This window comes from Brassicibacter thermophilus, assembly GCF_055378355.1.
This window is the reverse complement of record NZ_AP042446.1, coordinates 968,136-981,179: the sequence shown is the minus strand read 5'-3', so window position 1 is coordinate 981,179 and position 13,044 is coordinate 968,136. Positions and strand designations below refer to the sequence as shown.

Sequence of the window (13,044 nt, the reverse complement as noted above, 5' to 3'; positions counted from 1 at the left end):
CTATTACTATTTAACAAATTTAATATCAACAACTTTAGTTTTAACCGCACTTACATTGTTTTTAAGGAAAATAGTCCCTTCTATTCTTACATCCCTGCCACCTAATTTTATATAATCATCAGTTACTATAGCATCCCCTTCAAGAGTAATATAAATAGAGTATTTATTAGGTACTACACTTTTCACAATTTTTCCATCTCCAGTTTCTACTGTTCTATATGCGTCAGTAACTTTTTTATCAATAATCTTACCAAACACTTGGTTTGTATCCTGGTCTTTAAAAATATCACCAACATTAATTACATTTACGGTTTCTTGTCTAACTTCATCAATTCTAACAGTAACCTGTACAGTTTCTTTATTTACAGCATAATCATTTGACCTATCAGAAAAAAACTTTATTATAAAACCTAAAGCAGCTACAATAATTAATAATATTACTACATCAATCCAGTTGAATTTTTTCTTCATTATTTATCCACCTGCCTACTCAAAATTTCTTTGTATATTGATATTTGCTTATCTGCCATTTTGGAAGAAGAAAATTTATCACAAATACTTTGATATAAATTATTACCAAATCTAGTTCTCATTTCCTTATTATCAATTAATTTTAAAAGTTTCTGACACAATAATTCTTCATTTCCAGCTTCGAATAATAATCCTGTTTTATTTTCTATAACTAAGTCATTTAATCCTCCTACATTCGACGCAACAATTGGCTTTTTTAAAATGCCGCCTTCCAAAATAGTATAAGTAAAGCTTTCACTAAATGAAGTGATAGTATTTATGTCTAATGAGTTAAGAAAATCATATGGTTTCTCGATAAATCCTAAAAAATATACTTTTTCTGAAATGCCAAGATCATTTGCTAGCTCAATAAGATTATCCTTCTCTATGCCATCTCCTCCTATGAGAAATATAACATCGTCGCGTTGTTCGAGTACTTTCTTTGCGCCTCTTAAAAAAACATCCACTCCTTTTACTGGGTGTAGTCTTGCCAATATTCCAACTACAACTGTATTTTCATCAGTTTCTATACCATATTTTTTCAAAAAATCTTCTTTCTTTATAGTTTTAGGAACATTTTTTACATCTATACCATTATAAATAGTAAATACCTTATCTGATTGAAATCCTCTTTCTACCATCATATCATGAAACTTTTTAGATACTCCGATATAGTAATCAATAGATTTAAGAGAAAGTAAATTTATATTTTTATAAACAATATTTTTGTAAAAATTTCCTTTAAAGTCTAACAAATAGTCACTATGTATTGTTGTAACCGTTGGTATATTATAAAACCTTGTTAACATAAAAGTTATAAAATTAGCCCTTGCACCGTGACTATGAATTAAATCATATTGCCCCTCTTTTAACTCATTTATAAGTCTCCTTATAACAGAAAAATCATACCTCTTTTTCTGTTCAAAAACTTCTATGTTCACACCCTTTTCCTTTAATTCATAATAAAAATCCTCTTTTAGAAAACATATAAGCTTAACATCTATTTTATTTTGAAGCTCTGTCAGCAGGTTTATCACATGAGTCTTTGCTCCTCCTGTGTCGCCTCCACTTATTAAATGTAATATTTTCATATAATAGACCTATCTAATAAATAGATAGGTTCAGCCCTCCTTCAAATAATATGCTAGCTATAAATCTTATATTTTTATATAATTTTTTTATTTATTAATCACATTAGTATAGAGTTCATAAGTCATATTAACCATATTATCTGATGAAAAATGATTAATTATTATATCTCTAACATTTTGTTGAATTTCATAATACTTCACTTTATTATTATACAAATCATAAATAGACTCAGCAAATCTTTTTGCTTCACCATAAGGTACCAAAATTCCGCATTTACCCTTATTAAATATTTCTGGAACTCCACCAACTTCAGTAGCTACAACAGGTACCTTGCAAGATAATGCTTCCAAAATAGAAAAAGATATTGCTTCACTCTTAGAAGGTGACAAATATATATCCGATGCAGTCAATATTAGAGGTATATCTTCTCTATATCCAGTAAATATAATATTATCATCAAGGCCAAGTCGCTTAGATTTTTCCTTTATCCTTATTAAGTCACTTCCATCTCCTACAAGTATAGCCTTAAAATTAAAATTAAATTTCTTCAATTCTTTTAAAGCTTCTAATAAAAAATCGTATCCCTTAACTTCATAAAACCTTGCAACTGTAGTAAGAACTATTTCATTTTTATTAATTCCTAATTCAGCTTTAATATCCTTAGTATAGGTAGGTTTAAATAGATCAGTATCTACACCATTATATATTACTACAGTTTTTTCAGGTGAAATTCCTTCATCTATGGTAGCCTTTTTAACAGCCTCAGATACACATATTATTTTGCTCACATATTTTGAAAACTTTCTATTTATCCATTTTAATAATCTGCTTTTTTCGTAAATCAAATGGTTTGTCCAAATTACTTTTACATTAGGATTAAATAATTTTGATATTACTGCTATTATGTTTTCTCTCAAAAAATGGGTATGTATAATTTTAATATTGTTTTTTCTACAAAACCTAGCTATTTTATATGCAGCTATTATATCAAAAATATTTCTCATTTTAATTAATTGGACATCGTTACATATTTTTTCAGCTTTTTCATGATTATTACCTTTATGATCACAAATTATATGAAAGTTAACATTCCTCTTTTTTAACTTTTCAACAATATTAATTATATATTTTTCAGCACCGCCTTTTTCAAATCCAATAAATAGTTGCAATACATCCATTGTTACTCTCCTTTCAGATTTACTTTATACTATCTTACTTCATACTCACCCCTCACCAAAAATATTCCGTATTCTTCTACATAAACACCTCTTCCATCATCTCTCGGAATAATAAGTAAGTGGTTAGCTGGAATATCTTGCCCCATGCCTATATCTTGTCCACTTGTTACGTCACATATACCTCCTAATTCACTTGCAATTGCTTTAGCTTTTCCACCTCTTAAAATTATTTCTGTCCCATTCTTACATATTAAGCTTTGTCCACTCGTTAATTCTACAACCTCCAAATTTGATGTTGTTGAAACACTATTAATATTTTCTTTTCCAGTAATTTTTGAAATCTGCTCTATATCTTCTTTATTCTGCTCTACTGAATCAGTTAAAGATTTAATTTTTTCATCTATATAATATATAATTTGGTTAACTCTATTCTCAACATAGCTTAAAGTAACCAACGGATCATCTTGTGAACCTGGATCACTAAAAACCGGTTTTGCCATTATAAGAGAAACTGTAATAATACCTACTAAAGCTGTTGAAATAATATACTTTTTATTCTCCTTTATCATTTTCAATATCAGTATCCTCCTTCTATACATAATTAAGCATAAAAAGCACGGATTTCTCCATGCCTTATTATAAATCTGCCAACCCAACACTTATCTTTAAACAGTCATTAACTTTGTGCATCATTTCTTCACTAAAATGACCAATTTTTTCTCTCAATCTTTTTTTATCTATAGTACGAATTTGTTCTAACAGTACAACAGAATCTTTTGTAAATCCATAATCTGGAGCACTTATTTCGACATGAGTAGGTAACTTGGCTTTATTAATTTGAGATGTAACTGCTGCAATAATAATTGTTGGGCTATATTTATTGCCTATATCATTTTGAATAACCAATACTGGCCTAACACCTCCCTGTTCTGAGCCTATAACAGGGCTTAAATCAGCATAAAAAATATCTCCTCTTTTTACTACCACAGTTATTCACACCTCGTCAATTTAACTTCATATTTATCTAATTCTTTCATATCTTCCTCTAGTCCCATCTCTGCTAAAGTTAAATTGATTTGGCTCATTTCTTCATAACCTTTCTTCATCCTCTCGCCCATTTGTATCTTTTTTCTCTCCCTTATATAGAGTTTCATAGCTTCTCTAATAAATTCGCTCCTATTTTTATTTTCAACAGATAATAGTCCATCAACTTCTTCAAGTAAACTATTAGGCAGGCTTATCATTATCCTTTTTGTTTCAGCCATTGCCCCACCTCCAGGCTTAATAATTATTTATTAAATATATATTAGTACAGTCTAAAATATATAACCTTTAAATATATAGTATATTCCATGCAGCTGAATTTACAGCATTTCTTAATAATAATTGTGTCAATATAATTATAAAAATATGCAGTATTATATAATATTACCTAAAATATAATCCTCAGCTGCAATTACTTTTCCATCCATTATATAAACCCTAGGAACCCTTCTACCTACCATACACACTATTTCATAATTGATGGTTCCCAATGCTTGTGCTACCTCGTCTATATGAGGGATATTGTTTTCTCCATTCCCAAATATACCAACTTCGTCATTAATTTTAACATTATCTACGCCTGTTAAGTTTATCATAGATTGATCCATGCATATCTTTCCTATGACTGGTACCCGCTTTCCATTTATTGATACTGTAGCTTTATTTGTAAGCAATCTTGTAAATCCATCAGCATATCCTATTGGTATTGTTCCAATTTTCTCTTCTCCCTTTGTAGTATAAATTTGTCCATAGCTTACACCTGTACCTTTTGGTACAGTCTTAACATTCGAAATTCTACATTTCAAAGTCATTGCAGGTTTTAAATCAATTTTATCTTTGTTTACTTCATTTGATGGATATAATCCGTATATCATAATTCCTGCCCTTACCATATCCAAATTATATTCTGGTAAATCAATAATAGCAGCACTATTAGATACATGTTTTACAGGTATATTTATTCCTCTTTTACTAAGCTGATTATTAACCCACAAAAATCTATTAAATTGAGTTCTTGTAAATGATTTATCCTTTTTATCAGCAACAGCAAAATGAGTAAAAATACCTTCAATTTTTAAGTTAGGCAATTCATTAATTTTAGTAATTTCTTCAATAGAATTTTCATTTGGCAAAAACCCTATCCTGCTCATTCCAGTATCAATCTTTAGATGAATTATCGCTTTTTTATTTTGTTTTTTTGCTTCATTAGATATTTTAAATCCTTGTTCATAATTGTATATAGTTTGAATTATATCATATCTTACAACTTCATCCATTTGATAATTAGGAGTATACCCCAAAATAATAATTGGAGCTTTTATACCTGATCTTCTCAATTCAATGGCTTCAGACAATGTTGCTACAGCTAACACATCAGCACCATTTTTCAAAAAAACTTTAGACGCCATAACTGCTCCATGACCATAAGCATTAGCTTTAACTACTGCAGCAATTAACGTATTGTCTTTTACTATTTTTTTTACCTCTTTCATGTTATGGGCTAAAGCGTTTAAATTGATTTCAACCCATACAGGTCTAACGCTTTTTATGCCCTTCATGTATTTTTTCCCCTTCTTTCTTAAAATTATCTAACATATTTATAACTTGTTAAAGAAAACAAAAATCATCGTCACTTAAATTAATATCATATTTAAAATCATAATACAATACTTCACAGCTTTTTTCTTTGTCATTGTCGTAAATTACCAATTTTTTAGGTTGAAAATTCTCTTTACTAACCCATAGTTTCTTATATCTCCTGTATATATTGTTTCCTGGTATCTCTACTTCAATAGTTAAATATTCTTCTTCATTAATAATATCTTCTCCGAGTATAGCATGTTCAGAGGTATTAAGAGTTTGTAAAAAAAATCCTATGAATAAATCTTCATTTTCATATTTACCATCATCTAATAAAAAAAATTGATCTATATTGGGATGATAAATACATGTTTTTTTTCCATTAAAGATAGTTTTAAATCCTCTACTTTCTTCTGGCTCGATAACTTCTATTATATATTTATCTGGCACTTTGAACATTTGCTTCATCTCATATTTCTGCGTACTAATATTTCCTACAATTTCTACTTTAACCTTACAGCTATATGAGTCAATATTATTTAACTTCTTCTGTGCTTCATGGAAGAATTCTTCATTAGTTGGTTTACTACAATGAGTCATTAATAACAAAACAGCCAATAACAAACCAACTAATACTTTTTTCATAAAATAATATCATCCTCCATTAATATAAGATAAAAACACACATATTTTCAATACTCTATATAACTAAAAAATATAACTTAAAAAAGTTTATCTTTTGTACACCTATAATTATGCAAATTTTTTACTTAAATAATTCTTGTATTGCATAAGGTATATGTTCCAATATATCAGAAGCTATTATTCCATATTGTCCTTTCTTAGAAGCAGCTAAATCACCTGCTAATCCATGAATATAAACTCCTGCAGCAGCTGCTTCTAAAGGTTTAATGCCTTGACCCATAAAGCTTGTTATAATGCCAGTTAACAAATCACCACTGCCTGCAGTAGCCATACCCGGATTCCCAGTAGTATTAACAAAAACCTCTCCTTTTGGACTACAAACTACAGTATTTGCTCCTTTTAGAACAGTTATAACTCCAAATTTTTGAGAAGTAATTTTAGCATATTTTATCCTATTATTTTGTATTTCATCTACACTTTTTCCTATAAGTCTAGAAAGTTCTCCAGGGTGAGGTGTTATAATTGTTACAATTCCTCTATTTGATAATATCTCTGTATTTTCAACACAACAATTTAATCCATCTCCATCAAGCACTATAGGTTTATGAATATTATTTAGCATCTCTTTAATAAATCTAACTCTCTCTAAATCTACTCCCAAGCCAGGCCCTATAGCAAAGTACTGGATATTTTCTATTTCTTTCAAAACATCGGTTACAGACTCTTCGGTAAAATGCCCTTTTCCTAAATCTTCAACTGGCTTTGTAATAACTTCAGTTAACTTAATCTCAAAAATATTATTCAAAGATCTAGGTACAAAGCTATAAACCAATCCACTACCACTTCTTAATGCTGCAGAAGCAGTCAAGCAAGCAGCCCCTGTCATCCCTATACTACCTGCAATTATTCCTACTCTCCCATAGGTTCCTTTGTGGCTTTCTTTTTTCCTAACTGGAATAATATCCTTTACTAATTGTCTATCAATTATTTGATAATCTGCAGAACTACGTTTTATCTTTATGTTATTATCAACTATTTTATTGCTCATTCCACCTTCTCCAATCGCAAAAGCTATAGTTATACCAGAATCATGGCTTATAGAAATATGAATATTGTCTATTCTTTTTCTTATAGCAATATCTCTTGCCACACCTGTTAAATTAACATATGGTTTGTTAAGCTCATCATGCAAAATCTCTATATTTTTCCATTTAAAATTGCTAATTCCAGTTCCCAATACCTTACTTACAGCTTCTTTTGCTGCAAACATGCCTGCTACAGTATTTTTATTTTCGTTTTTACTATATATATATTTTAATTCATTCTTTGAAAAAAGTCTCTCTAAAAATCTACTATTTTCTTCTATAGCTTTTTTTATTCTGTCTACCTTTACTATATCTATTCCATTACCCTGAATCATTATTACACCTCTTCTTATCTAAAAATATCAAATATATTTTTGTCTAAAGGTATACCAAACCAAGCAGATATAACTTTAACAACTATAATCAAAAAATAAATTACACCTACAAAAAATAATATTACAAATATCAATTTTATAGCAGTTTTTATGTTTTCACTTATTGTATAATTTTTTTTGAAAAGTGAAATAATTTTTGCGAATATAATTGTAAATACATTAAAAAATATTTCTGCTCCACTAAATAATAATAACAAAACCATCCATATCTTAAGCGGCATTAATATCATCCCTTCAAGAAAAATAAACTTTAAATATATAATACATATTTTTACATCATATTTTCATCAAGTTTCTCCATTTCTTTACTTCCTAAAATTTTGTGCAAGAAACTATAACTTTTACTTATCTTTTCCTCGTAATCATATTTTTCATTTAAAAGATTTTTTAACCGTTCTTTTAATGTTTCAATTTCATCATTTATCTCATTTAATCTAGTTTCACTAGGTTTTAACTCTTTATAAAAATACTTTATGGTAGCTTTTAGTAACTTAAAATTTATTTCTCTTATTGTGTTAGGCATAGTTTCAAGCTCAAATGTAAGTTTATCTATTTCATTATTTATATCATACATTTGTTTTTCATAATCGTCCATTAACTTAATGTTTTCATCACAATCTCCATTATTAATCTTATCAGAGAGGCTCCATATTTTACTTATGACATGTTTTTTTTCAGATTTTAATCTTATCAACATTCTCTCTTTTTCATTTTTTTCTTTTATAGTATTTTTAAGTTCTTTAGAAAAATTTTGTATGTTTTTATCATCAACATCGCCAAAAATTTCAATCCAATTTTTATCGTTTACCAATAATGGAATTTTATTCCTTAAAATGATATTATAATCAATATCTATATCTTTAGAAAACATCCGATTCACCTCTAATTTAATTATACTATAATAGAAAATTTAAATAAATAGTTTAATCATACTATAAATGAACAATTTTAAGCTTATTAATTATTATGCTTTAAAAACATAACCTTAATTTTTATATTTACTCTCATATAAAAACACTTAAGCAACCATTATATTATAATGGTTGCTTAAGTGTTTTCTAATACGCCCTCAAATATTTATTTAATTCATACTGATGTACTTGCATTCTATATTCTTCCCACTCTTTAATCTTAGCTGATATATACTTTTTAGTTACATGTTCTCCCAGTGCCTCTTTTACTAATTCGTCCTTTTCTAATTGTTTTATAGCTAAAAATAAGTCCTTTGGAAGACAATCTATTTCTCCATTTAGCCTTTCTTCTAAATTCATTGAATAAATATTCTTATTGACAGGTGCAGGGGGCATTATCTTTTTTTCCAATCCTTCTAATCCAGCGGTAAGTGTAACAGCTAAAGCAAGATAAGGATTACAAGATGGGTCAGGATTTCTCAGTTCTAGTCTAGTAGATAAACCTCTCTTTGCAGGTATTCTAATTAAAGGGCTTCGATTTTTTTCCGACCAAGCAATATATACAGGTGCTTCAAATCCTGGAACTAATCTTTTATATGAGTTTATTAGTGGGTTGGTAATAGACGTAAAACCTTTAGCATGATTTATTAAGCCTCCAATGAAAAATAACGCTTCATCACTAAGTCCATTAGTCTTATTAGAATCAAAGAAAATATTTTTATCTCCTTTAAACAGTGACATATTTAAATGCATCCCAGATCCTGCAATACCAGCTACAGGTTTTGGCATAAAGGTAGCAAATAATCCTAAATCGTCGGCAATTTTTCTCACTACATATCTAAATGTTATGATATTATCTGCTGTAGTTAACGCATCAGCATACTTGAAATCAATCTCATGTTGTCCCGGCCCAACTTCGTGGTGTGATGCTTCAACCTCAAAGCCTAATCCTTCTAAAGCCATGACAATTGTTTCTCTAACTTCTTCTCCCTTATCCATAGGAGACATATCAAAGTATCCTGCTTTATCATTGCTCTCTAAAACTGGTTCACCATTTTCATCAACATTAAAAATGTAAAACTCTGGTTCTGGACCAACATTAAAAGTATATCCCTTTTCCTCCGCCTTAGCTATAGCTCTCTTAAGAACATATCTTGGACAACCTTCAAAAGGCTTCCCATCGGGGGTATATACATCACAGATAATTCTTGCTGCATTAAAACCATTATGAGTTTTCCACGGAAGTACGATAAAAGTTGATAAATCTGGATAAAGATACATATCTGATTCTTCTATACGAGCAAAACCGTCTATAGATGAACCATCAAACATAACTTCATTTTGAAATATCTTATCCAACTGACTAATAGGAAGTGTAACTTTTTTAACCGCTCCAAAGATATCAGTTATTTGTAAAATTATAAACTTAATATCATTCTTTCGTACTACTTCCATAATAAAATCCATCTGACTCTTTCTATCCATATCTCGCAATTTCATCAGCATCCCTCCTTAAATATCTTTTATTTTACTACTATTTTTTAACAAAATCAAGTGAATATTTTTGCATTTTTTTGTATAAACGTTTTCATCTTGTTATATTCAAATTTATTTTTCTACTAATGAAACGTAAAATTCTTTATCCATAAATATTTAATTTATATAGGTCTAATTTCAATGTTATAATTTTATTTTTTATATGCATATTATTTCAAAATCTTATACATTATTATTGTTCAATCTCTCACTTATTAGTCATATAATGTTATTAGATTAGATAATTGCATAATTACTTTAAAGTTAAAATTTTTCAAATTATAAATTTTTATACGTTGGGGGAATTTTTGTGAAAAACATGGCTTCAGAAATAATCCAAATTTTATCTACTAGTACTTTTAAAAAAATTATGGATAATGACATATTAACAATAAAACAAATAAATGCTGCTACAACCTTACTAATGAAATCATGTATACCATTTGACCTTTCATTTTCCCCTGGAACAAGAAGAGAAGCAACAGCTGCTGAATTAACCATATATATAACCCCAACTACAACCTTGTGCTTTACTATTTCTTTTGAAAGCGGAGGAAGTATTTTTAGCGGAAGCGGATAACAAATAAAAGGCTAGAGAATTTATTTTGATAATCTCTAGCTTTTTTATTTAAAACTATAATATAAATGATAAATAATTAATTTTTATCTTTCTTTCAATTTTAAGATATTTTCTTTAAAAGGTGCTCTAACAATCCCTTTCTCTGTAATTATTCCTGCAATATTTTCATGAGGTGTTACATCAAATGCTGGATTATAAACGTCAATTCCTTCAGGTGCAATTCTTATACCGCCTATATGAGTAACCTCATCAATACTTCTCTCTTCTATTTTTATTTCTTTGCCAGTTTCTATATCAAAATCAATAGTTGAAACTGGAGCTGCAATATATAATGGTACTCCGTAAGCTTTAGCAACAACTGAAAGCATAAATGTACCTATTTTATTAGCTGTATCTCCATTTAAAGCAATCCTATCAGCTCCAACAATAATCAAATCTATTTTTCTATCTCTAATAAGTGTAGCTGCTACACTGTCAGATATTAATTTTGCAGGTATCTTTTCTTGAACAAGTTCCCATGCTGTAAGCCTTGCTCCTTGTAATCTTGGCCGTGTTTCGTCAGCATATACAAAAATATTTTTACCACTATAATGTGCTTCTCTTATAACTCCAAGAGCTGTCCCATATCCTGCAGTAGCCAATGCTCCTGCATTGCAATGAGTCAGTATAGTAGCATTATGAGGAACTATCTCATTACCATACTTAGCCATTTTTTTATTGGTTTCAATATCCTCATAATATACTTTATCCGCTTCTTCTTTTAACTTTTCATATATTTCTTTAACACTTAAACTTTTATTCTCTTCTAAAACCTTTCTCATTCTCTTAACAGCCCACATCAAGTTTACAGCAGTTGGCCTGGCTTTATTTAATATACTACATGCCTCGTCCATTTTTTTCATAAACTCATTCTTATCTAAATTTACAAATTCCTTAGCAGCAATGACTACACCATAGGCTGCAGTTGCCCCAATAGCAGGTGCACCTCTTACAACCATATCTTTTATTGCAAATTCCACATCCTTATATGTATTACAAACAAAATCTTCACAAGTATTTGGAAGCTTCCTTTGATCAATTAAGTGAAGTACTTCATCTTTATATTCCAATGTTTTTATGGAATCCATTTAGCATACCTCCTTTACATCTAGGCTATTGTATTAATTTTCTTACTCGTTTTTTAACATTAAACATAACCTTATGGATATCAACCGTTTTCATCTCATAATTTTCCATAATTATTTTACCATTTATAATCACAGTTTCAACATCTGACGCTTGAGCTGAGTAAGCCAAGGAAGAAATAATATTATGTTTTGGACAAAGATGAGGTTTATTCATATCTATGATGATAATGTCAGCTTTTTTACCTGTTTCTATAGTTCCAACTTTATCATATAAGTTTAATGCTTTCGCTCCATTAACAGTAGCCATTTTAATTGCAGTATATGCAGGTATAGAAGTAGCACTTTGATTTACACTTTTATTTATAATAGAAGCTAAATGAATCTCTTCAAACATATTAAGATTGTTATTACTTGAAGAGCCATCTGTCCCAAGAGCCACATTTATTCCTTTATTAATCATATCTTCTATTGGTGCAAATCCATTTGCTAGTTTAAGATTACTAGTAGGATTGTTTACTACGCTTACATTATTTTCAGCTAATATATCAATATCCTTATCCGATACATGAACGCAATGTGCCGCTAGAGTAGGAAGTTTAAATAGCCCTATATCCTTCACATGTTCTATTGGCGACTTCCCATACTTATCAAAACTTTCCTCTACTTCTTTTTTGCTCTCAGATAAATGTATATGTATCCCTATATTCAATTCTTCTGCAAGTTTAACCACTTTCGATAAATACTTTGGACTACAAGTGTATATTGCATGTGGTCCAGCCATTATGGTTATCCTTCCATCATCATAATTATTCCATTTATAGTATAATTCCTTAACCTCATTAAGCCTAGTATCATCTTCATTATCTCCACCCGCTAATCCTCGTGCTAAGCTAGCCCTTATTCCTGTTTCTTTTACAGCTTTTGCAGTTTCATCCGTAAAGAAATACATGTCTGCAAAAGAAGTAACTCCTGATCTTATCATCTCTACTATACTAAGCATAGTCCCCCAATAAATATCTTCTTCACTTAATTTTTCCTCTAATGGCCATATTTTATCGTTGAGCCACTCCCATAAAGGCAAATCATCTGCATAATTTCTAAATAATGACATTGCTACATGTGTATGTCCATTTATAATTCCTGGCATCACAAGCTTTCCTGAAGCATCTATAATATGATTAGGTATAAAATCATTTGGAATATCCCCTATATATCTTATTGTATCTCCTTCAATTGCTATGTCTACACCATTTTGAATATTCTCTCCATCTTTCATAGATAGTAAATCAGCATTTTTAATCAATATGTTCAAAACGATCCCTCCCAAACTAGCAAGTAGGGACGGTTCCTCACTTGCTAC

The 13,044-nt window shown here is 29.4% G+C and carries 15 protein-coding genes; 1 reads left to right on the top strand and 14 read right to left on the bottom strand.

The genetic code is table 11. The annotated features are described in order from the left end of the window. Positions 1-6: 6 nt before the first annotated feature. The 12 genes from ACZ41D_RS04695 to glnA all read right to left on the bottom strand — a co-directional run bounded on the left by ACZ41D_RS04695 (position 7) and on the right by glnA (position 9,941). Positions 7-471: a DUF4330 domain-containing protein gene (locus tag ACZ41D_RS04695; protein ID WP_464152771.1), complete on the bottom strand. Its 465-nt coding sequence runs from the start codon at positions 469-471 to the stop codon at positions 7-9. Further along, positions 471-1,601 carry a glycosyltransferase gene (locus tag ACZ41D_RS04690; protein WP_464152770.1) on the bottom strand — a complete coding sequence of 377 codons (1,131 nt, stop codon included), beginning with the start codon at positions 1,599-1,601 and terminating at the stop codon, positions 471-473. The genes ACZ41D_RS04695 and ACZ41D_RS04690 overlap by 1 nt, the downstream gene beginning before the upstream one ends. Positions 1,602-1,688: 87 nt before the next feature. Further along, entirely contained in the window at positions 1,689-2,780 is a 1,092-nt protein-coding gene (locus tag ACZ41D_RS04685; protein ID WP_464152769.1) for a glycosyltransferase, read from the bottom strand. A 29-nt stretch (positions 2,781-2,809) separates the two neighbouring features. Then, positions 2,810-3,355 carry a hypothetical protein gene (locus tag ACZ41D_RS04680; protein ID WP_464152768.1) on the bottom strand — a complete coding sequence of 182 codons (546 nt, stop codon included), beginning with the start codon at positions 3,353-3,355 and terminating at the stop codon, positions 2,810-2,812. A 61-nt stretch (positions 3,356-3,416) separates the two neighbouring features. Then, positions 3,417-3,767, bottom strand: coding sequence for a type II toxin-antitoxin system PemK/MazF family toxin (locus tag ACZ41D_RS04675; RefSeq protein ID WP_464152767.1), 351 nt, complete (start codon positions 3,765-3,767; stop codon positions 3,417-3,419). A gap of 2 nt (positions 3,768-3,769) precedes the next feature. Further along, positions 3,770-4,045: a CopG family ribbon-helix-helix protein gene (locus ACZ41D_RS04670; RefSeq protein ID WP_464152766.1), complete on the bottom strand. Its 276-nt coding sequence runs from the start codon at positions 4,043-4,045 to the stop codon at positions 3,770-3,772. Positions 4,046-4,198: 153 nt separating this feature from the next. Then, on the bottom strand, positions 4,199-5,383 hold the full coding sequence (gene alr, locus ACZ41D_RS04665; RefSeq protein WP_464152765.1) for an alanine racemase: 1,185 nt from the start codon (positions 5,381-5,383) through the stop codon (positions 4,199-4,201). 49 nt (positions 5,384-5,432) lie between these two features. After that, positions 5,433-6,050 (bottom strand): LolA family protein, encoded by a 618-nt coding sequence (locus ACZ41D_RS04660; protein ID WP_464152764.1) that lies wholly within the window; start codon positions 6,048-6,050, stop codon positions 5,433-5,435. A gap of 121 nt (positions 6,051-6,171) precedes the next feature. Continuing rightward, positions 6,172-7,470 (bottom strand): NAD(P)H-hydrate dehydratase, encoded by a 1,299-nt coding sequence (locus ACZ41D_RS04655; RefSeq protein WP_464152763.1) that lies wholly within the window; start codon positions 7,468-7,470, stop codon positions 6,172-6,174. 14 nt (positions 7,471-7,484) lie between these two features. After that, the gene (locus ACZ41D_RS04650; RefSeq protein WP_464152762.1) at positions 7,485-7,751 is read right to left on the bottom strand and encodes a hypothetical protein; all 267 of its coding nucleotides are present in this window, start codon (positions 7,749-7,751) and stop codon (positions 7,485-7,487) included. 50 nt (positions 7,752-7,801) lie between these two features. Continuing rightward, positions 7,802-8,401, bottom strand: a complete 600-nt coding sequence (locus tag ACZ41D_RS04645; RefSeq protein ID WP_464152761.1) for a hypothetical protein — start codon at positions 8,399-8,401, stop codon at positions 7,802-7,804. Positions 8,402-8,588: 187 nt separating this feature from the next. Next, complete coding sequence (gene glnA / locus ACZ41D_RS04640; RefSeq protein WP_464152760.1) at positions 8,589-9,941, bottom strand: type I glutamate--ammonia ligase; 1,353 nt, start codon at positions 9,939-9,941, stop codon at positions 8,589-8,591. Between the two features lie 346 nt (positions 9,942-10,287). On the opposite strand from glnA, the gene ACZ41D_RS04635 reads away from it, so the two are divergent. Further along, entirely contained in the window at positions 10,288-10,557 is a 270-nt protein-coding gene (locus tag ACZ41D_RS04635) for a hypothetical protein (RefSeq protein ID WP_464152759.1), read from the top strand. 83 nt (positions 10,558-10,640) lie between these two features. On the opposite strand, the gene mtnA is transcribed toward ACZ41D_RS04635, so the two are convergent. Both mtnA and ACZ41D_RS04625 read right to left on the bottom strand, forming a co-directional pair. Continuing rightward, positions 10,641-11,684 carry an S-methyl-5-thioribose-1-phosphate isomerase gene (mtnA, locus tag ACZ41D_RS04630; protein WP_464152758.1) on the bottom strand — a complete coding sequence of 348 codons (1,044 nt, stop codon included), beginning with the start codon at positions 11,682-11,684 and terminating at the stop codon, positions 10,641-10,643. Between the two features lie 25 nt (positions 11,685-11,709). Then, complete coding sequence (locus ACZ41D_RS04625; RefSeq protein ID WP_464152757.1) at positions 11,710-12,996, bottom strand: amidohydrolase; 1,287 nt, start codon at positions 12,994-12,996, stop codon at positions 11,710-11,712. Between the last annotated feature and the right edge of the window lie 48 nt (positions 12,997-13,044).